Origin of the sequence: Micromonospora peucetia (assembly GCF_900091625.1) — a bacterium.
GTDB classification, from domain to species: Bacteria; Actinomycetota; Actinomycetes; order Mycobacteriales; family Micromonosporaceae; genus Micromonospora; species Micromonospora peucetia.
Map to the genome: position 1 here is coordinate 6,200,678 of NZ_FMIC01000002.1, position 22,862 is coordinate 6,223,539.

General features: G+C 73.7%; 3 protein-coding genes. All 3 read right to left on the reverse strand.

Going from position 1 to position 22,862, the window contains the following annotated elements; translation table 11 throughout:
* Positions 1 to 7 precede the first annotated feature (7 nt).
* Genes GA0070608_RS34385 through GA0070608_RS33730 form a run of 3 tightly spaced genes read right to left on the reverse strand, consistent with a single transcriptional unit; the run spans position 8 to position 22,688 of the window.
* On the reverse strand, positions 8 to 5,272 hold the full coding sequence (locus GA0070608_RS34385; protein ID WP_425413244.1) for a type I polyketide synthase: 5,265 nt from the start codon (positions 5,270 to 5,272) through the stop codon (positions 8 to 10).
* Positions 5,269 to 12,153, reverse strand: a complete 6,885-nt coding sequence (locus GA0070608_RS34390) for an SDR family NAD(P)-dependent oxidoreductase (RefSeq protein ID WP_425413245.1) — start codon at positions 12,151 to 12,153, stop codon at positions 5,269 to 5,271. The genes GA0070608_RS34385 and GA0070608_RS34390 overlap by 4 nt, the downstream gene beginning before the upstream one ends.
* Positions 12,054 to 22,688: a type I polyketide synthase gene (locus tag GA0070608_RS33730; protein ID WP_245715969.1), complete on the reverse strand. Its 10,635-nt coding sequence runs from the start codon at positions 22,686 to 22,688 to the stop codon at positions 12,054 to 12,056. Before GA0070608_RS33730 ends, GA0070608_RS34390 begins: the two co-directional genes overlap by 100 nt.
* Positions 22,689 to 22,862 lie beyond the last annotated feature (174 nt).

A 22,862-nucleotide genomic window follows, 5' to 3' on the forward strand; every position in this document is an offset into this window, starting at 1 on the left:
ACAACGGTCAGGATTCGGTTCCGTCAAGCGCCAGCCTGACGAGGGTGTCGGTGTCCATCTCGTCGAGGTCCAGGGTCTCGTCGGTGGACTCGTCACCCGCGCCGCCGTCGGCGCCGGTGAGGTTGAGCAGCAGGTCCAGCAGGCCGGCCTCGCGGATACGGGCCAGCGGGATGGTCGCGAGCGCCTGCCGCACCGCCACCTCCGCCGGGTCGCCGTCGTCGGCCTGCCGCCCTTCGGGCACCAGGCCGTCGAGCAGGTTGTCGGCGAGGACGGCCGGGTTGGGATAGTCGAAGACGAGGGTGGCGGGCAGCGACAGGCCGGTGGCCGCGGTCAGCCGGTTGCGCAACTCGACCGCCGTCAACGAGTCGAACCCGAGTTCCTTGAACGCGCGCCCGGGCTTGACCCGGTCCGTGCCCGGGTGACCGAGCACGGCGGAGGCGTGGGCACGGACCAGCTCGACCAGGTGCCGGACCTGCTCGTTGCGGGGCAGGGTGAGCAGGTGCTCCCGGAGCCCGTCGGCGGCGCCGCCCGGCTGCTCCTCGGCGTGGGCGTGGACCGCCTCCCGGGCCTCGACGATGTCGTCGAGCAGTGGCCGGGGGCGGGCCGAGGCGTACGCCGGGGCGAAGACCGCCCAGTCGACGTCGGCCACGGTCAGCGCGGCCCCGGGCAGGCCGACGGCGTACCGCATGGCGTGCACGGCGTCGGCCGGTGCCATCGCGGTCAGGCCGCGCCGGGCCAGCAGTTGCTGGGCCTCGCCGGTGGCCATGCCGCCGTCGGCCCATGGTCCCCAGGCCACGGACGTCGCCGCCAGGCCCCGCCCGCGGCGGTTCTCCGCCAGCGCGTCGAGGAAGGCGTTGCCCGTGGCGTAGGCGGACTGTCCGCCGCTGCCCCACACTCCGGCGATGGAGGAGAAGAGCACGAACGCGTCCAACGGCCGGTCGCCGAGCAGGGCGTCCAGGTGCAGCGCGCCGGCGACCTTGCCGTCGAGCACGCCGGCGAACGCGGCCAGGTCCGTGTCGGCGATCATGCCGACGTCGCCCGCGCCCGCCGCGTGCACCACGGCCGTCAGCGGCGCGGGATCCTCGTCCAGCCGGGCCAGCAGGGCCGCCACCTGGTCGCGGTCGGCCGCGTCGCAGGCGACGACCGACACCCGGACATCCTGTGCGGTCAACTCCTCGCGCAGTTCCGCGGCGCCGATGGCACGGTCGCCCCGACGGCTGGTCAGCACGACGTGCGCGGCGCCGTTGGCCGCCGCCCACCGGGCCACGTGGGCGCCGAGCGCGCCGGTGCCACCGGTGATCAGCACCGTGCCCGACGGCTGCCACCGCTCCGCCGTGTCGGGAGCGGCGGAGGCCGCCCGGACGAGACGACGGACGAAGACCCCGGACGGTCGTACGGCCACCTGGTCCTCGTCGCCGGCGCCGGTCACCACCCGTGCCAGCCGGTCCCAGCCCGTCGCGTCGACCTGGTCGGGCAGGTCCACCAGGCCACCCCACAGCTGGGGGTGTTCCAGGCCCGCCACGAGTCCCAGCCCCCAGAGTCCGCTCTGGGTGACGTCGCGCAGCGGGTCCCCGTCGCCGGTGCTGACCGCGCCCTGGGTCAGGCACCACAGCCGGGTCGTCGCCCCGGCGTCATGCAGCGCCTGTAGCAGCAGCAGCGTGCCGGCCGTCCCGACCGGCACGGCCGGGTGGGCCGGGTGCGGCTGGTCGCGAAGGCCGAGCAGGGAGAGCACGCCGGTGACCGGCCCATCGGCGAGCGCGCCGGCCAACTGTCGGGCGAGATCCGTCCGGTCGGTGCCGATCGGGTCGATGGTCAGCCGGACCACGTCGGCGCCGAGTGCGGCGAGTGCCTTGGTGACCGCCTCCGCCCGGGTGCCGTCCGCCAGGTCGTCCTGCGCGGTCACGAGCAGCCAGACGCCGGGCTTCACCGGGTCGCCGGTGATGTCGGTCCGCTTCCAGCCGACCCGGTACGACCACCCGTCCACGACCGCCCGCCGCGTGCGCGCCCGGTGCCAGGTCGACAGGACCGGCAGGGCGGGGGTGAGGACGTCCAGGGCGGCGCCGTCGTCGCCGAACTGTGCGGCGAGGGCGGTCAGGTCGGCGCGTTCCACCGCGTCCCAGAAGTCGGCGTCGCCGCTGTCCGTCGTTCTCTTCCGTGGCCGGCTCACCGGCTCAGGCCAGTACCGTTCCCGTTGGAAGGCGTACGTGGGCAGGTCGACCCGACGCGCGCCGGCGTCGGCGAACCACTCCCGCCAGAGCACCGACACCCCGTACACATGCAACTCGGCCAACGCCGCCAACAGCCCACGCACCTCCGGCCGGTCCCGCCGCTGCACAGCCACCGCCAGCACACCGTCATCGGCGGGCAGGATGTCCCCGGTCATCGCCGTCAACACGCTCTGCGGTCCGACCTCCAGGAACGTGTCCGCCCCGACAGCCCGCAGAGCCGCGACCCCGTCGGCATACCGAACCGCCTCGCGGACATGCCGCACCCAGTAGTCCGAAGTACGGATCTCGTCAGCGTCGGCAAGCACCCCGGACACATTCGACACCACCGGCAACAACGGCGCCGCGAACGTCAGACCGTCCAGGACCGCCCGGAACTCCGCCAGCATCGGCTCCATCAACGGACTGTGGAACGCGTGACTCACCGTCAGCCGACGCGTCCGCGCACCCCGCTCCCGCCACACCCGCTCGATGTCGTCCAACACCTCGACGGCACCGGACACCACCACCGACGACGGACCGTTCACCGCCGCAATGCCCACCTGATCGGCCAAACCGGCAATCGACTCCGCCACCGCCGCCTCGTCGGCCGCCACCGCCAACATGCCGCCACCCGCCGGCAGCGCCTGCATCAGCCGGCCCCGAGCAGCGACCAACTGGCACGCGTCAGCCAGCGACAACACCCCGGCTACATACGCGGCAGTCACCTCACCGATCGAATGACCGGCAACCACGTCAGGAACGACACCGAACGACTCGACGAGGCGGAACAACGCCACCTCGACCGCGAACAGGCCGGCCTGGGTGTAGACGGTCTGATCCAGCAGCCCCGCTTCCGGGGTACCCGCCTCGGCGAACAACACCTCCCGCAACGGACCCGGCAACAACGGATCAAGCTGCGAACACACCTCGTCCAACGCGGCGGCGAACACCGGGAACGCCTCCGACAACTCCCGGCCCATGCCCGCGCGCTGCGCACCCTGACCCGAGAACAACAGCGCCAGTTGGCCCCGCTGCCCACCCGGACCGGTGACCACGCTGCCCGATGGCTCGCCCACCGCCAAAGCCCCGAGACCCGCCAACAACTCGTCCCGGCTCGCACCGGTCACCACCGCCCGGTGCTCCAACACCGACCGCGAACCCACCGACGACCACGCCACATCCAACGAGCGCAACTGCTCGTCGCCCACCAGCCAACTCGCCCACCGCCCAGCCTGCGCGACGAGCGCGGCCCCGTCGTGGGCGGACAGCAACACCGGCACGACCGACGGCACGACCGGCGGCACGTTCCCGGCGACGACCTCGCCCTCGACCACGTCGGCCGGCGGCTGCTCGATGATTACGTGCGCGTTGGTGCCGGAAATCCCGAACGACGACACCGCCGCCCGACGCGGCCGACCCACCTCAGGCCACGGCGTGGCCTCGGTGGCGAGAGCGACCGCACCGGCCGTCCAGTCGATGTGCGGCGACGGCTCATCCACATGCAACGTCGACGGCACCAGACCATGCCGCATCGCCATCACCATCTTGATGACGCCGGCCACCCCGGCAGCCGCCTGGGTGTGACCGATGTTCGACTTCACCGACCCCAACCACAACGGCTCCCGGCCCTGCCGGTCCTGCCCATACGTCGCCAACAACGCCTGCGCCTCGATCGGATCACCAAGGGTCGTACCCGTGCCGTGCGCCTCCACCGCGTCCACATCCGCCGTGGTCAGGCGCGCGTTCGCCAGAGCCTGACGGATCACCCGCTGCTGCGACGGACCATTCGGCGCCGTCAACCCGTTCGACGCACCATCCTGATTCACCGCCGTACCACGCACCACCGCCAGAATCCGCCGACCGTCCCGCTGCGCATCCGACAACCGCTGCACCAGCAGCACCCCGACACCCTCGGACCAACCCGTACCATCCGCCGACGCCGCGAACGACTTACACCGACCGTCCTGCGACAAACCACGCTGACGCGAGAACTCGATGAACGTCCCCGGCGTCGCCATCACCGTCACACCACCAGCCAACGCCAGATCACACTCGCCGCTACGCAACGCCTGCACCGCCAGATGCAACGCCACCAGGCTCGACGAGCACGCCGTGTCGACGGTGACCGCCGGGCCTTCCAGGCCGAAGGTGTACGCCACCCGACCCGACAGCACACTGCCCGAGTTACCGGTCCCGACGTACCCCTCGACCTCGTCGGCCAGATCCATCAGTCGCGTCGCGTAGTCGTGGTACATCACCCCGGCGAAGACGCCCGTCCGGCTGCCCCGAAGCCCCTGCGGGTCCAGGCCGGCGGACTCGAACGTCTCCCACGATGCCTCCAACAGCAACCGGTGCTGCGGATCCATGGCGAGAGCCTCACGCGGCGAGATACCGAAGAATCCCGGGTCGAACTCCCCGGCCCCGTACAGGAACCCACCGTGCCGGGTGTACGACGTACCGGGATGGTCCGGATCGGGGTCATACAACGAATCCAGGTCCCAACCACGATCGGCCGGGAACTCCCCGATCCCCTCCCCGCCGATGCTGATCAGCTTCCACAGCTGGTCGGGGGACTCCACCCCGCCGGGGTAGCGGCAGGCCATGCCCACGATGGCGATCGGCTCGTCGGCGTCGCCAAGGGTCGGCTCGTCGAGGGCTGCGGCGAATCCACCACCGACCAGTTCCGTGTACACGTGGGCCGCCAGGGCCTGCGGGGTCGGGTAGTCGAACACCAGGGTCGAGGTCAACCGGAGGCCGGTCGCACCGTTCACCCGATTGCGCAGCTCGACGGCGGTCAGCGAGTCGAAGCCCAACTCGCGGAACGCCCGGTCGGCCGGCACCGCCTCCGCGCTGCCGTGCCCCAGCACCTGCGCGGCCAGGCCACGCACAAGTTGGTCCACCTGTGCGAGGCCGTCCTCCTCGCTGAGGCCGGCGAGCCGGTCGGCCCAGCCGCCGCCAGCCTGTCCCGCCCGGCGGCGCGTCGCGGTCGTGCCGAACAGGGCCCGGAGCATCGGCGGCACCACCCCGCCGGAGGCCGCAGACCGCAGCGCGGGCACGTCGATCACTGCCGGCACCAGCGCCGGCCGCTCCGCCCCAGGGCGACGTCGAACAGCTCCAACCCGGTTCGGGCGTTCATCGGCCTGAGGCCGGCACGCGCCGTCCGGGCCCGGCCGATCCCGCCCATCGACGCGGCCATACCCGCCGTGTCCCACACTCCCCACGCCAGGCTCACCGCCGGCAACCCCAGCTGCCGCCGATACACCGCCAACCCGTCCAGGAACGCGTTACCCGCCGCGTACGCCGACTGACCCGGCGAACCCAACACCCCCGCCACCGACGAGAACACCACGAACAAGTCCAGACCAAGGCCGGCAGTCGCCTCGTGCAGGAACCAACCTGCCGACACCTTCGGCGCCAGCACTCCCGCCAGCCGCTCACCGGTGACCCGCTCGATCACCCCGTCGTCCAGCACACCGGCCGTGTGCACCACGCCCGCCAACCGGCCGGCGGCAGAGATCTCGCCGACCAGCCCGACGACCTCGTCCTGAACGGTCACGTCACACGCCACCAGCCGCACCGACGCGCCCAGACCCGACAACCGCTCCGACAACTCGTCAGCGCCCGGGGCATCCGGGCCACGCCGCGACACCAGCACCAGCGACCGCGCCCCGTACGCCGTCACCAGATGCTCGGCCACCAACGCACCCAACGCACCCGTGCCACCGGTCACCAACACCGCACCGTCACCCAGGGTCGGCGCCTGCGCCGACACCGGAGCCACCGTACGCACCAGACGTGGCACGAACACCGCACCGGCGCGGATCGCCAGTTGGCCGTCGGCCGGGTCGGCGGCGAACCGGGCCAGGGTGCCCAGCACGCTGACGTTCACTCCCCGGTCGACGTCGGCCAGGACGAGGCGGCCTGGATGCTCCGACTGCGCCGATCGCAGCAGACCCCACACCGCGGCTCCGGCCAGGTCGACGATCTGGTCCTCGGCGCCGACGGACACCGCGCGCCGGGTCACCACCACCAGCTTCGAGCCGGCCAGGACGTCGGCCGACAGCCACGCCTGCACGAGGCCCAACACGTCCGATGTCACCGCCCGCACCGTCTCCGCCGGGTCTGCGTCGTCGGCGTCCAGCCCGGTCGGCGCGAACAGCAGCAGGCGCGGCGGCGCGGTGCCGGCGTCGATCGCGGCCAGCAGCTGCGCGATCGTCTCGGCGGCGGGACCGCCCGAGACGCCCGGCAGGGCCGGCCCGCCCAGCACCGCCCAACCCGACACGTCGTCGACCGGCTCGACCTCCTCGGCCTGCCAGATCACCTCGAACAGCGACCGCGATGCCACACCCGGTGCCACCATGCCGGTCAGCTCCCGCAGGACCAGGGAGTCCACCGACACCACCGGCGCACCCACCTCGTCACACGCCACCAACCGCACCCCGGAACCATTGCGGGTCAACCGCACCCGCAACACCCCCGCACCCGAGGCATGCACCTGCACACCCTCGAACACGAACGGCACCCGCGGCCCACCAGCACTCTCGCCGGCCAGCAATCCGACCGGATGCAACGCCGCGTCCAACAACGCCGGGTGCACCCCGAACCGGGCCGCCTCCACCGCCGCGTCCTCCGGCAGAACCACCTCGGCGAACACCTCGCCACCGCCGGTCCACACCCGCCGGAGACCCTGGAACACCGGTCCGTACGACAGGCCACGCTCCGCCAGCGCGGCATACCAGCCCGTCAGGTCCACCTCGGACGCGCCGGCCGGCGGCCAGGCACCCGTCCTCGGCTCATCGGCCGTGGAGGGCTCCAGCACACCCTCGGCATGCCGGGTCCAGCCGGCCTCCGGGTCCTCGTCGGGACGTGAGTAGACGGCGACGGGACGCTGCGGCGAGTCCGACGCGGAGACCCGGACCTGGATCCGCACGCCGCCTGCCTCGGGCAGCACCAGCGGCACCAGCACCGTCAGGTCCCGCAACCGGGGCAGGCCCACCTCGTCGCCGGCCCGGACGGCCAACTCGACCAGCGCGGTACCCGGGACCAGCGTCAGCCCGGAGACCACATGCTCAGCCAGCCAGGCGTGCGTGGCCAGGGACAGCCGGCCGGTCAGCACCACCTCGTCGTCGCCGGCCAGGTCCACTGCCGCACCGAGCAGCCCGTGCCCCGCCACCCCGAGGCCGGCGCCGGATACGTCACCGGCCCGCAGCCGGCCCACGGCCGGCCAGAACCGTTGCCGCTGGAACGGATACGTCGGCAGGTCGACCAGGCGGGTCACGGTGCCCGGAAGAAGGGCGGTCCAGGTGACCGGCACGCCGTGCACGTGCAGCTCAGCCAGGGCGTTCACCAGCGACACCGGTTCGGGCCGGTCCGGACGGAGAGTTGCCACAACCGCCACCGGGGGCGTGGTCCCGTCGTCCGGCAGGCAGTTCCGCACCATGCCGGCGAGCACCGTGTCGGGGCCCAGTTCGAGGAACGCGCGGACGTTGCGCGAGCGCAGGGTGGCGACCCCGTCGGCGAACCGGACCGTCTCGCGTACGTGCCGGACCCAGTAGTCGGGGGTGCCGATCTCGTCGGGGTCCGCGATCTCCCCGGTCAGGTTCGACACGATCGGCAGGGTCGGCCAGTGGAACGTCAGTCCGTCGAGCACCCGCCGGAACTCGGGCAGCATCGGCTCCATCAGCGGGCTGTGGAACGCGTGGCTGACCTTCAGCCGGCGGGTGCGGACGCCCCGTTCCTGCCAGGTCCGCTCCAGTTCGTCGAGCACCTGGACGTCGCCGGAGACCACCACGCCGGTCGGGGCGTTCACGGCTGCGACGCCGACCCGGCCGGTGTGCCCGGCCAGCGACTCCACGACGGCCGGCTCGTCGGCGCCGACCGCGAGCATCCCGCCACCGGCGGGCAGGGCCTGCATCAGCCGGCCACGCGCCGCGACCAGGGCGCACGCGTCGGCGAGGCTGAACAGGCCGGCGACGTGGGCGGCGGCCACCTCGCCGATGGAGTGCCCGGCCACCAGGTCGGGTACCACGCCGAACGACTCGACCAACCGGAACAGCGCCACCTCGACGGCGAACAACCCGGCCTGGGTGAACACCGTCCGATCCAGCAGCTCCGCCTCCGGCGTGCCCGCCCCGGCGAACATCACCTCACGCAGCGGACTCGGCAGCAACGGATCCAGATGCCCGCACACCTCCTCCAAAGCGGCGGCGAAGACCGGCCAGGTCTCGTACAGCTCACGACCCATGCCGGCACGCTGCGCGCCCTGACCGGAGAAGAGGACGGCGGTCCGCCCGCCCCGGGCCACCCCGTGGACGACGGCGGCCGAGGGCTGGTCGTCCGCCACCGCGTCGAGGGCGGCGAGCAGGCCGTCCCGGTCGCGGGGCAGCAGCACCGCGCGGTGCTCGAAGGCGGTACGGCCGGTGACGAGGGCCTGGGCGATGTCGGCAACGGTCAGGTCCGGCTCGTCGACAACCAGGGTCCGCAGCCGGCGTGCCTGCTCGCGCAGGGCGTTGTCGTCACGGGCCGAGAGGACGCAGGCGACGAGATCGCCCGGGGCCGTGCCGGTGGGCGCTCCGGTCGGCGGCGGGGCGTACTCCGGCGCCTGTTCGATGATGGTGTGCGCGTTGGTGCCACTGATGCCGAACGACGACACCGCCGCCCGACGCGGCCGGTCCGCAACCGGCCACGGCCGCGCCTCAGCAAGCAGAGCAACCGCCCCCGCCGCCCAGTCGACATGCGGCGACGGCTCATCCACGTGCAACGTCGACGGCAGCAACCCGTACCGCATCGCCTGCACCATCTTGATCACACCAGCCACACCCGCCGCCGCCTGCGCGTGACCGATGTTCGACTTGATCGATCCCAACCACAGTGGCCGATCCTGCGGCCGGTCCTTCCCGTACGTCGCCAGCAGGGCCTGCGCCTCGATCGGGTCACCCAGCGCGGTGCCGGTGCCGTGCGCCTCGACCGCGTCCACGTCGGCCGTGGTCAACCGGGCGTTGGCCAGCGCCTGCCGGATCACCCGCTGCTGCGACGGACCGTTCGGGGCGGTCAGGCCACTGCTGGCGCCGTCCTGGTTGATCGCGCTGCCCCGCACGACGGCGAGGACCCGGTGCCCGTTGCGCTGCGCGTCGGAGAGGCGTTCCAGCAGGAGCATTCCGGCGCCCTCGGCGAAGCCGGTCCCGTCGGCGCCCGCGCCGAAGGCCTTGCACCGCCCGTCGGACGACAGGCCACGCTGCCGGGAGAACTCGGTGAGCATGCCGGGGGTGGACATGACGCTCACCCCGCCGGCGAGCGCGAGCCGGCACTCGTCCTGCCGCAGCGCCTGGGTCGCCAGGTGCAGCGCGACCAGCGACGACGAACAGGCGGTGTCGACGGTGACCGCGGGGCCTTCCAGCCCGAACAGGTAGGAGATCCGTCCCGAGGCGACGCTGCCCGCGCTGCCGTTGCCGACGTAGCCCTCCAGCTCGTCGGTGGTGCCGGCGGCCTGGGAGGCGTAGTCGTGGTAGATGAGCCCGACGTACACGCCGGTGCTGCTGCCCCGCGCCGAGTGCGGGTCGATCCCCGCCCGTTCGAATGCCTCCCAGGACGTCTCCAGCAGCAGCCGCTGCTGCGGGTCCATGGCCAACGCCTCCCGGGGTGAGATCCCGAAGAAGGCGGCGTCGAACTGGGCGGCGTCGTGGATGAAGCCCCCCTGCCGGGGTACGGACGCGCTGTCCTCGCCGCTGGCGCGCAGGTCGTTCAGGTCCCAGCCCCGGTCGGTGGGGAAGGGCGAGATGACGTCGGCGCCGGTGGTGACCAGCTCCCAGAGCTGCTCGGGGGTCTGCACGCCGCCGGGGAACCGGCAGGCCATGCCGATGATGGCGATCGGCTCGTCGAGCGCGGCGACCGTGCCGACCGCCGTGGACCGGGCCGTAGCCGTCCCGCCGCCCAGTTCCTGGTCGAGGAACTCGGCGAGCACGACCGGGGCCGGGTAGTCGAACGCGACGGTCGCGGGCAGCCGCAGCCCGGTCGCGGCGGACAGCCGGTTGCGCAGTTCCACCGAGGTGAGCGAGTCGAAGCCCAGTTCCTTGAAGGCACGTTGGGCGTCGACCTGCTCCGCCGAGCGGTGCCCGAGCACGGCGGCCACGTTCGTGGCCACCAGGTCGAGCAGGTGACCGCGCCGCTCGGCGGGGCTGAGCATCGCCAGGCGGTCCCGTACCGACGCGGTGTCCGCCGGGGCCCGGCCCACCGTGCGACGCGCGGGCGCGGTGGTCCGGATCAGGTCACGCAGCAGGCTGGGCACGCTCCCGCCCGCCGGCCGCGACGCCGCCGGCAGGTTCATGAGTACGAGGTGAGCGGTGTCGCGCTGCCGTGCCAGCTCGTAGAGCGCGACGCCCTGCTGGTCGGTCAACGGGGCACTGGTGGCGCGGATCGCCTTGCGGTGGTCGTTGCCGCCGAGGTGGGCGGTCATCGCGCTGCTGGTGGCCCACAGCCCCCAGGCGAGGCTGGTGGCGGGTAGTCCCTGCTGCCGGCGGTGCCCGGCAAGGGCGTCGAGGAACGCGTTGGCCGCGGCGTAGTTGCCCTGCCCCGGGGAGCCGAGGGTGGCCGCCACCGAGGAGAACACCACGAAGTCGGCCAGGTCCAGGTGCCGGGTGGCCTCGTGCAACGCCCAGCCGGCGTCCACCTTCGGCGCCATCACCGTACGCAGCGCCGCCTCGTCGAGCGAGCCGATGGTCGCGTCGGCGATCACCCCGGCGGTGTGCACCACCGCGGTCAACGGATGCGCCGGGTCCACCAGATCCAGCAGTCGGGTCACCTGGTCGGGGTCGGCCACGTCTGCGGTGCCGACGGTGACCCGGGCGCCCTCCCGGGTCAGCTCCTCGACCAGGTCCTGGTACTGCCCGGGGCCACGGCGGGAGGCCAGCAGCAGGTGCCGGGCCTGGCCGGTGGTGACGAGGTGCCGGGCGAACACCCCGGCGAGGGTGCCGCCCGCGCCGGTGATCAGTACGGTGCCGTCCGGCTCGACCAGCGTGGGCAGCCGCAGGACGACCTTGCCGACGTGGCGGGCCTGGCTGATGTGTCGCAGCGCCTGCCGGGCCTGCCGCACGTCCCACGACCGCACCGGCAGCGGACGCAACGCACCCTGCTCGAACAGGGCCAGCACCTCGGTCAGCATCTCGCCGATCCGCCGGTGTCCGGCCTCGTTGAGGTCGAATGCCCGGTAGGCCACGCCCGGGTGCCGGGCGGCGACCACGTCCGGGTCGCGGACGTCGGCCTTGCCCATCTCCACGAACCGGCCACCACGCGGCAACAACCGCAGCGACGCGTCGACGAACTCACCCGCCAGGGCGTCCAACACCACATCGACCCCGGCACCATCGGTGACCGCACCGAACGTCCCCTCGAACTCCGTGGTCCGCGACGACGCGATCCGCTCCTCAGCCACCCCCAACCCACGCAACACATCCCATTTGCCGGGGCTGGCGGTGGCGAACACCGTCGCACCCCAGTGGTGCGCGAGCTGGATGGCGGCCATGCCGACACCACCCGCACCGTTGTGGATCAACACCGACTCACCGGACCGCAACCCGGCCAGATCACGCAACGCATAGAAGGCGGTCAGGAAGACCACCGGCACGGACGCGGCCTGCGCGAAGGACCAGCCGGCCGGGATCTTCGCGACGAGTTCGCGGGTGGCGATCACCTCGGGGGCGAAGGCCGGCTCGAACATGCCCAGCACCCGGTCACCGGGCACCAGGTCGGTCACGCCGGGGCCGACCTCGACCACCACGCCCGCACCCTCACTGCCCATCACCGCCGCAGAATCCGGATACATCCCCAACGCGATCAACACATCACGGAAGTTCACCCCCGCCGCACGCACCGCGATCCGCACCTGACCCGCATCCAGCACCCCGGGCACCGCACGAACCAACCCGATCCCGTCCAGGGTGCCGGGGGCCACCGCCCCGACCCGCCACAGGCCGGCCGGGGGACCAGTTCGTCGGCCACCGGGCCGGTGGGGCGGCTCAGGCGCGGCGTACGCACCTCGTCGCCGCGCAGCGCCACCTGGCCGCCCGTCGCCGTGGGGTCCCCGGCGACGCCGGCCAGCACCGCGAGGGTCGCCGGAGTCAGCTCGCCCTCGACGTCGGCGAGGACGATCCGCCCCGGGTGCTCGGACTGCGCCGACCGCAGCAGACCCCAGACCGTCGCGCCGGCCAGGTCCCGCAACGGGTCGGCCGGCGTGGCGACCACGGCGCCCCGGGTCAGCACCACCAGCTTCGTGTCGGCCAGGGCCTCGGCGTCCAGCCAGGAACGCAGCACGTCCAGCACCCGGGCGGTGACCGCGCGCACCAGGTCGGGCAGGTCGGCGTCCGGCAGGTCCGGGCGGACCGGGAGCACCAGCACGCGGGGCGCCTCGACCGCCCCGGCGGAGACCGCCCCGGCCAGGTCACCGACGGTCGGGAACACCGGCGTGGGCAGGCCCGCCGGCACGTCGGGGTCGCCGAGCAGCACCCAGCCGGTGAGGTCCTGCGCCGGGGTGACCCGCTCGGGCTGCCACGTCACCTCGAACAGCGTCCGCTCGGCGATGTCGGGGCGGGCGGCGTCGGTCATCTCCCGCAGCGCGAGCGACTCCACCGACACCACGGGCGTGCCCGACTCGTCGCCGGCCACCAGCCGCACCTGTGAACCCACCCGGGTCAGCCGCACCCGCAGCGCCCGCGCCCCGGAGGCGTGCACCTGCACGCCCTCGAACGCGAAGGGCACCCGCGGCCCGCCGGACCGCTCCGTCAGCAGCAGCCCCACGGGGTGCAGCGCGGCGTCCAGCAGCGCCGGGTGCACGGCGAAGCCGGCGGGGTCGGCGGTCGTCTCGTCCGGCAGGGCGACCTCGGCGTACGCCTCGTCGCCGGCGGTCCACAGCCGGCGCAGGCCCTGGAACGCCGGGCCGTAGGTCAGGCCCCGCTCCGCCAGTGCCGGGTACCAGCCGGCGAGATCCACCTCGGAAGCCCCGGCGGGCGGCCAGGGGCCCAGCTCCGGCTCGTCGGCGGCCTGCTCCAGCACGCCGTCGGCGTGCCGCACCCACTCGGCCTCCGGGTCGCCGTCGGGCTGCGAGTGGACCGCCACCGACCGGGCCCCGGAGCCGTCGGCCGCGCCGACCCGCACCTGCACCCGTACCGCACCGGACTGCGGCAGCACCAGCGGCGCGGCCACGGTCAACTCCCGCACCCGCGACGCGCCCACCTCGTCGCCGGCCCGCACCGCCAACTCCACCAGCGCGGTGCCCGGCAACATCACCGACCCGCCGACCACATGGTCGGCCAGCCACGGGTGCGTCGACACCGACAGCCGCCCGGTCAGTACCACCTCGTCGTCACCGGCGAGACGCACCGCCGCACCGAGCAGCCCGTGCCCCGCCACGCCCAGACCCGCGCCCGACACGTCGCCGACCGCGGACCGGTCCACCGCCGGCCAGAACCGCTCCCGTTGGAAGGCGTACGTCGGCAGGTCGGCCGGGGCGGCGCCGGAGCCGGCGAACACCGTCGCCCAGTCCACGGGCACACCGGCGGCATGCAGCTCACCGAGGCCGGTCAGCAGCTGGTGCGGCCCGCTCTCGTCGCGGCGCAACGAACCCACCACGATGCCCGCGTCGAGGGCACCGGTGGCCTTCTCGAGCGCGTCCTGGACGACCACCTTGAGCACGGGGTGTGGGCTGACCTCGACGAAGACCCGGAAGCCCTGGTCGATCAGCCGGTCCACCACCGGCGCGAGCCGGACCGGTTCCCGCAGGTTGCGGTACCAGTAGTCGGCGTCGAACTCGGCGGTGTCGATGAGCTCGCCGGTGACCGTCGAGTGGAAGGCCACCTCGGTCGACCGGGAGTCGAGCGTGCCGAGCGCGACCGCCAGGTCGTCGCGTACGGCGTCGACGTGGCCGCAGTGCGAGGCGTAGTCGACGGCGACCGCGCGGGCCCGGATGTCCCGCTCGACACAGTGCGCGAGCAGTTCGGCGACCGACGTCGAGTCACCGGAGACCACCGTCACGGCGGCGCCGTTGAGGGCGGCGACGGAGAGGGTGCCCTGCCACGGCGCGATCAACTGCTCGGTGTCGGCGGCCGGGAGCGGGACGGAGACCATGCCGCCCCGGCCCGAGACGGCCAGCAGGCCGCGGCTGCGCGCCACGACGAGCCGTACCGCGTCGGCGAGGGTCAGCGCGCCGGCGGCGCAGGCCGCGGCGATCTCCCCCTGCGAGTGCCCGACGACGGCGGCCGGTTCGATGCCGCACGAACTCCAGAGCCGCGCGAGGGACACCATGACGGAGAAGAGCACGGGCTGGACCACGTCCACCCGGTCCAGGGGCGGCGCACCGGGCGCCTCCCGGAGCACGTCCTCAAGGGACCAGTCCACCAGCCCGGACAGCTCCTGCGCGCACTCCCCCATCCGCTGCCGGAAGACCGGCGAGGTGTCCAGCAGGTCCAGCGCCATGCCCGCCCACTGCGAGCCCTGGCCGGGAAAGACGAAGACGACCTTGGGTGTCGCGTCCGCGCTGGCCGGCGAGCTGTCACCGGCGGCGAGCGCGGCCAGTCGGGTGACGGCGTCGTCCCGGCCGGCGGCAACGGCGACCGCGCGGTACGGGTGATGGGCCCGCCCGGTGGCCAGGGAATACCCGAGGTCGCGCAGGTCCGCCTCGGCGTCGTCGGCGAGCCGCTCGCCGAGCCGGGCGGCCTGCGCCCGCAGCGCCCCGGGGCTTCTGCCGGACACCAGCAGGGGCACGGCGGCGGGCCCGACCAGGCCGGGGAGGTCCCCTGCCGGCGGGGGCGTCGCCGGAGCCGGCTCGTCGGGTGCCTGTTCGATGATGGTGTGCGCGTTGGTACCACTGATGCCGAACGACGACACCGCCGCCCGACGCGGCCGGTCCACAACCGGCCACGGCCGCGCCTCAGCAAGCAGAGCAACCGCCCCCGCCGCCCAGTCGACATGCGGCGACGGCTCATCCACGTGCAACGTCGACGGCAGCACCCCGTACCGCATCGCCTGCACCATCTTGATCACACCAGCCACACCCGCCGCCGCCTGCGCGTGACCGATGTTCGACTTGATCGACCCGAGCCAGAGCGGCTCTGCGCCGTCGCGGTCCTGCCCGTAGGTGGCCAGCACCGCCTGCGCCTCGATCGGGTCGCCGAGGATGGTGCCGGTGCCGTGTGCCTCCACGGCGTCCACGTCGGCCGGGGTCAGCCGCGCGTTCTCCAGTGCCTGCCGGATCACCCGCTGTTGCGACGGGCCGTTCGGGGCGGTCAGCCCGTTGGACGCGCCGTCGGAGTTGACCGCGGAACCCCGGACCACGGCGAGCACCCGGTGCCCGTTGCGCCGGGCATCGGAGAGCCGCTCCACCAGCAGCATTCCCACGCCCTCGGACCAGCCGGTGCCGTCCGCGCCGGCGGCGAACGCCTTACACCGCCCGTCCGGGGCCAGCCCGCCCTGCCGGGAGAACTCGGAGAACATGCCGGGCTGCGCCATCAGCGCCACCCCACCGGCCAGGGCCAGGTCGCACTCGCCGCCGCGCAGCGCCTGGGCGGCGAGGTGCAGCGCCACCAGGGAGGATGAGCAGGCGGTGTCGACGGTGACCGCTGGGCCTTCGAGGCCGAACGTGTAGGCGACCCGCCCCGAGGCGACGCTGCCCGCCGTTCCGGTCAGCAGGTGCCCCTCGAGGCCGTCCAGGTCGTCGCGTCCGCTGGTGGCGTAACCGGAGGAGGCGGCACCGATGAAGACACCGGTTGCGGTGCCGCCGAGACCGGTGGGGTCGATACGGGCGTACTCGAAGCTCTCCCAGGCGGTCTCCAGCAGCAGCCGCTGCTGCGGGTCCATCGCGAGGGCCTCGCGGGGGCTGATGTTGAAGAAGCCGGCGTCGAAGTGGGCCGCGTCGTAGAGGAATCCGCCCTGGTCGGTGACGGTGCCGCCGGCCTGGTCGCCGTCGGTGGCGTACAGCCGCTCCAGGTCCCAGCCGCGATCGGTGGGAAAGCCGCCGATGGCGTCGGAGCCGGAGGTGACCAGCTGCCACAGCTGCTCGGGGGTGGCGATGCCGCCGGGGTAGCGGCAGGCCATCCCGATGATGGCTATCGGTTCGTCGGCGTCGGCGGTGACGACCGTACGGACCGTCGGGCCGGCGCCGGAGGCGCGCTGGCCGAGCTGCTGGAACAGGTGGTCGGCCAGCCGGGCCGGGGTGGGGTGGTCGAAGGCCAACGTGGCGGACAGCCGCAGCCCGGTGGCGGCGCCCAGCCGGTTGCGCAGTTCCACCGAGGTCAGCGAGTCGAACCCGAGGTCCTTGAAGGCCCGGGCGGCGGGAACCGTCTGCGCCGAGGCGTGCCCCAGCACCGTCGCGGCCTGTCCGCAGACCAGGTCGACCAGCGCCTGGCGGGCGTCCGCCTCGGGCAGGCCGTCCAGCCGGTCCCGCCACGACGCCCCGGCGGGCGGCTGGTCGGTGGCCGTCCGCCGCCGGCCGGTGCCGCGCAGCAGGTGCCGCATCAGTGGCGGCACCTGGCTCGCCTCGCCGGTGACCTGGAGTCGGGCCGCGACGACGACCGGCGGGACCGCAGCCAGGGCGGCGTCGAGAAGTTCGGTGCCTTCGGCCGGGGAGAGACCGCTCATCCCGACCCGCCGCAGCCGCTGCTGGTCGTCGCCGTCGAGGTGGGCGGTCATCGCGCTGGCGGTGGCCCACATGCCCCACGCGACGCTGGTGGCGGGTAGTCCCTGCTGCCGGCGGTGCCCGGCGAGGGCGTCGAGGAACGCATTGGCCGCCGCGTAGTTGCCCTGCCCCGGAGAGCCGAGGGTGGCCGCCACCGAGGAGAACACCACGAACGCCGCCAGGTCCAGGTGCCGGGTGGCCTCGTGCAACGCCCAGCCGGCGTCCACCTTCGGCGCCATCACCGTACGCAGCGCCGCCTCGTCGAGCGAGCCGATGGTCGCGTCGGCGATCACCCCGGCGGTGTGCACCACCGCGGTCAACGGATGCGCCGGGTCGACCCCGGCGATCAGCGCGGTCACCTGCGCGGGGTCGCTGACGTCGACGGCGACAGCGGTGATGTCGGCGCCCGCGTCGGTCAGTTCCCGGACCAGGGTGGCGTAGTCGTCGCCAGCGGGCCGGCTGCCAGCCGCCAGCTTCGCGGAGGTGCCGTCGAGGTCCACGGTGGCGGGGTTGACGGGGTGACGGCGGGAGGCCAGCAGCAGGTGCCGGGCCTGGCCGGTGGCGACCAGGTGCCGGGCGACCACGCCGGCCAGGGTCCCGGCCGCGCCGGTGATCAGTACGGTGCCCTCGGGGTCCACCGGAGCGGGGACGCGGAGCACCACCTTGCCGACGTGGCGGGCCTGGCTGATGTGTCGCAGCGCCTGCCGGGCCTGCCGCACGTCCCACGACCGCACCGGCAGCGGACGCAACGCACCCTGCTCGAACAACGCCAGCACCTCGGTCAGCATCTCGCCGATCCGGGTGCTGCCCGCCTCGTTCAGGTCGAACGCGCGGTAGACCACACCCGGGTGCCGGGCGGCGACCACCTCCGGGTCGCGGACGTCGGCCTTGCCCATCTCCACGAACCGGCCACCACGCGGCAACAACCGCAACGACGCGTCGACGAACTCACCGGCCAGGGCGTCCAACACCACGTCCACCCCGGCGCCGCCGGTGACCGAGCCGAAAGCCTGCTCGAACTCGGTGGTCCGCGACGACGCGATCCGTTCGTCGGCCACCCCCAGCCCACGCAACACACCCCACTTGCCGGGGCTCGCCGTCGCATGGACGGTGGCACCGAAATGGTGGGCGAGCTGGATGGCGGCCATGCCGACACCACCCGCACCGTTGTGGATCAACACCGACTCACCGGACCGCAACCCGGCCAGATCACGCAACGCATAGAAGGCGGTCAGGAAGACCAGGGGGACGGACGCCGCCTGGGTGAAGGACCAGCCAGCGGGCATCTTCGCGATCCGCTCCCGGTCGGCGATCGCCTGCGGGCTGAACCCGAGTTCGAACATGCCCAGCACCCGGTCACCGGGCACCAGGTCGGTCACGCCGGGGCCGACCTCGACCACCACGCCCGCACCCTCACTGCCCATCACCGCCGCAGAATCCGGATACATCCCCAACGCGATCAACACATCACGGAAGTTCACCCCCGCCGCACGCACCGCGATCCGCACCTGACCCGCATCCAGCACCCCGGGCACCGCACGAACCAACCCGATCCCGTCCAGGGTGCCGGGGGCGACGGCGGCGAGGTGCCACGGTCCGGACGGCGGCGGCGTCAGCTCGTCGCCCACCGGCCGCACCAGCCTCGGCACGAAGGTCCGGTCGCCGCGCACCGCGAGTTGCCCGCCGGAGACCGACGGGTCGACCGCGGCCCCGGCCAGCACGGCGAGGGTCGTCCGGTCCAGCTCCCCCTCGACGTCGGCGAGGACGATTCGCTCCGGGTGCTCGGACTGCGCCGAGCGCAGCAGACCCCAGACCGCCGCGGCGGCCAGGTCGGTGACCTGGCCGTCGTCTCCGGCGGCCACGGCGCCCCGGGTCACCACGACCAGCTTCGCGTCCGCCAGCGCCTCGGCGGCGAGCCAGGACCGCAGCACCTCCAGGACACCGTTGGTGACGGCCCGCACGGCCTCCGGCACGGCGACGCCGGGTTCGCCGACCGGCACCGTCAGCAGCACCTGCCGGGCCGTGACCCCGCTCGCCGCCAGCGCCGCCACGTCCGCGAAGACCGGCAGCTCCGGCAGCGCGGCCGGCGCCGGCAGGCCCAGCGCCACCCACCCCGGGAGGTCGTCGACGCCGACGATCCGATCAGCCTGCCAGGCCAACTCGAACAGCGACCGGGCGGCGGCGCCCCGGGTCGCCGCCGCGGTCATCTCCCGCAGCACCAGGGAGTCCACCGACACCACCGGCGTGCCCGACCCGTCGCAGGCGACCAGCCGCACCCCGGACCCGTCCCGGGTCAACCGCACCCGCAGCGTCCTGGCGCCCGAGGCGTGCACCTGCACGCCCTCGAACGCGAACGGCACCCGCGGCCCGCTCGTCGCCTCCGCCGCCAGCAGCAGCGCCACCGGGTGCAGCGCGGCGTCCAGCAACGCCGGGTGCACCCCGAACGCGGTCGCGTCCCCGGCCGCCCCGTCCGGCAATGCCACCTCGGCGAACGCCTCACCGTCGGCCGTCCAGGCACGCCGCACACCCTGGAACACCGGCCCGTACGACAGGCCGTGCTCCGCCAACGCCGGATACCACCCGGTCAGGTCCACCTCGGTCGCGTCCGCCGGTGGCCACGCCCCGACCCCCGGCTCGTCGGCCGACATCGGTTCGAGCACACCGTCGGCGTGCCGTACCCACTCGGTGTCGCCGTCCTCCTCAGGCTGGGAGTACACGGACACCGACCGGGCGGCGGAGCCGTCGGCCGCGCCGACCCGCACCTGCACGCGTACCGCACCGGATTCCGGCAGCACCAGCGGCGCGGCCACGGTCAACTCCCGCACCCGCGACGCGCCCACCTCGTCGCCGGCCCGCACCGCCAACTCCACCAGCGCGGTACCCGGCACCACCACGGCGCCGCCGACCACATGGTCTGCCAGCCACGGGTGTGTCGACACCGACAGCCGCCCGGTCAGTACCACCTCGTCGTCACCGGCGAGACGCACCGCCGCACCGAGCAGCGGGTGCCCCGCCACGCCCAGGCCCGCGCCCGACACGTCGCCGACCCGCCACGGCACCACCTCGGGCCAGAACCGCGCCCGCTGGAAGGCGTACGTGGGCAGGTCGATCCGCCGCGCGCCGGTGTCGGTGAACCACTGCTGCCAGTTCACCGGTACCCCGTGCACGTGCAGCTCGGCCAACGCCGCCAGCAGCCCTTGCGCCTCCGGCCGGTCCCGGCGCTGGGCGGCTACGGTCAGCACGTCGTCGTCGGGCAGGATGTCCGCCGCCATCGCGGTCAGTACGCTCTGCGGCCCGATCTCCAGGAACGTGTCCACCCCGGCGGCGCGCAGGGCCGCGACCCCGTCGGCGTAGCGAACCGCCTCGCGGACGTGCCGCACCCAGTACTCCGGGGTACGGATCTTCTCGGTGTCGGCGAGCGCCCCGGTCAGGTTCGACACGATCGGCAGCACGGGCGCGGCGAAGGTCAACCGCGCGACGATGCCGCGGAACCGCTCCAGCACCGGCTCCATCAGCGGGCTGTGGAACGCGTGGCTCACCGTCAACCGGCGGGTACGCACACCCCGGTCCCGCCAGACCCGCTCCACCTCGTCCAGGGTCTCGATCGCGCCGGACACCACGACCGAGGTCGGCCCGTTCACCGCCGCGATCCCGACCCGGTCGGTCAGCCCGGCGATGGACTCGGCCACCGCCTCCTCGGCGGCGGCCACCGCCAGCATCCCGCCGCCGGCCGGCAGGTCCTGCATCAACCGGCCCCGCGCCGCCACCAGCAGACAGGCGTCCTGGAGGGACAGCACCCCGGCCACGTGCGCCGCGGCGATCTCGCCGATGGAGTGCCCGGCCACGAAGTCCGGCACGACGCCGAACGACTCGACGAGGCGGAACAGCGCCACCTCGACGGCGAACAACCCGGCCTGGGTGAACACGGTCTGGTCCAGCAGTTCCGCCTCGGCGGAGCCCTCGGCCGCGAACAGCACCTCACGCAACGGGCGCGGCAGCACCCGGTCCAGGTGCCCGCACGCCTCGTCGAGGGCCGCGGCGAAGATCGGGAACGACTCGTACAGCTCCCGGCCCATGCCGGCGCGCTGCGCGCCCTGACCGGAGAAGAGCACCGCCAGCGGACCCGGGTCCCCGGCCTGGCCCGTGACCACCGTGCCCGACGACCGCCCCGCCGCCAGGGCCTCCAGGCCCGCCAGCAGACCCACTCGGTCCTCGGCGAGCACCACCGCACGCCGGTCGAGCGTCGACCGGGACACCACCGACGACCACGCCACGTCGAGCGGGCGCGACTGTTCGTCCTCACCCCACCAGCGGGCCCACCGGTCGGCCTGGGCGGACAACGCGGCCGGCTGCGCGGCGGAGAGCAGTACCGGCAGGACGGCGGGACGGCGGGACGGGGCGACCTCGACGGCGTCCGGCACGGGGGCCGGGTCGAGGGCCGGGGCCTGCTCCAGGATCAGGTGGGCGTTCGTGCCGCTCATGCCGAATGACGACACGGCGGCCCTGCGGACGTGGTCGCCGCCGGTCCACGGGCGTGCCTCGTCGAGCAGCGACACGGCCCCCGCCGACCAGTCGACGTGCGGGGACGGCTGGGCCACGTGCAGGGTGGGCGGCAGCACGCCGTGCCGCATCGCCATCACCATCTTGATGACGCCGCCGGCGCCGGCGGCGGCCTGCGGGTGGCCGATGTTCGACTTCAGCGATCCCAGCCACAGTGGCCGGTCGGCGGGCCGTCCCCGGCCGTAGGTGGCCAGCAGCGCCTGCGCCTCGATCGGGTCGCCGAGCCGGGTGCCCGTGCCGTGCGCCTCGACCACGTCCACGTCGGACGGGCTGAGCCGGGCGTTCTCCAGCGCCTGCCGGATGACCCGCTGCTGGGAGGGACCGTTGGGGGCGGTCAGGCCGCTGCTCGCGCCGTCCTGGTTCACGGCGCTGCCCCGGATCACCGCCAGGACGGGGTGCCCGTTGCGCTGGGCGTCGGACAGCTTCTCGACGAGCAGCATGGCGACGCCCTCGGACCAGCCGGTCCCGTCGGCGTCGGCGGAGAATGCCTTGCACCGGCCGTCGGAGGCGAGCCCCCGCTGGCGGGAGAACTCGACGAAGGCGCCGGGCGTGGCCAGCACGGTGACGCCGCCGGCGACGGCGAGGGAGCACTCGCCGTCGCGCAGGGACTGGCTGGCGAGGTGCAGGGCGACCAGCGAGGAGGAGCAGGCGGTGTCGATGGTGACGGCCGGGCCCTCCAGCCCGAAGGAGTACGCCAGCCGGCCGGACATGACGCTCGCCGCCGTGCCGGTGAGGACGTAGCCCTCGGTGCCCTCGGGCAGTTGCCGCAGCACGGACGTGTAGTCCTGCCCCGCGGTGCCGACGAACACCCCGGTACGGCTGCCCCGCACCGACGTGGCGTCGATGCCGGCCCGCTCGAAGACCTCCCAGGTCACTTCGAGCAGGAGCCGCTGCTGCGGATCCATGGCCAGCGCCTCGCGTGGCGAGATCCCGAACAGGGTCGGGTCGAACAGGCCGGCGTCCCGCAGGAAGCCGCCCCGGTTGCTGTAAGTGGTGCCGGGGTGGTCGGGATCGGGATCGTAGAGCCCGTCGAGGTCCCAGCCCCGGTCGTCGGGGAAGGTGCCCGTGGCGTCCACGCCGCCCGCGACCAGGTCCCAGAGGCCCTCGGGTGAGGCGACCCCGCCGGGGAACCGGCAGGCCATGCCGATGATCGCGATCGGCTCGGCGTCCTCGTTCTCCAGCTCGGTCAGGCGCCGGCGCGCCAGGCGGAGCTCGGAGGTCACCCACTTCAGGTGTTCGAGGAGCTTGTCTTCGTCCGCCATGACCCACCCGCCCAGAGCTTGCTATTGATCGGAATCTGCCGATTCGTTGACCACACCACCGCCGACGGACCGGCTTCGCGCACAGGTGGGTGAAGACATGGCCGTTCGGCTCACGAATCCGTTCCCTGTTCCGAATTCCGGTTGTCGTGCCTGCTCAGGCGCCCGCCACGCCGG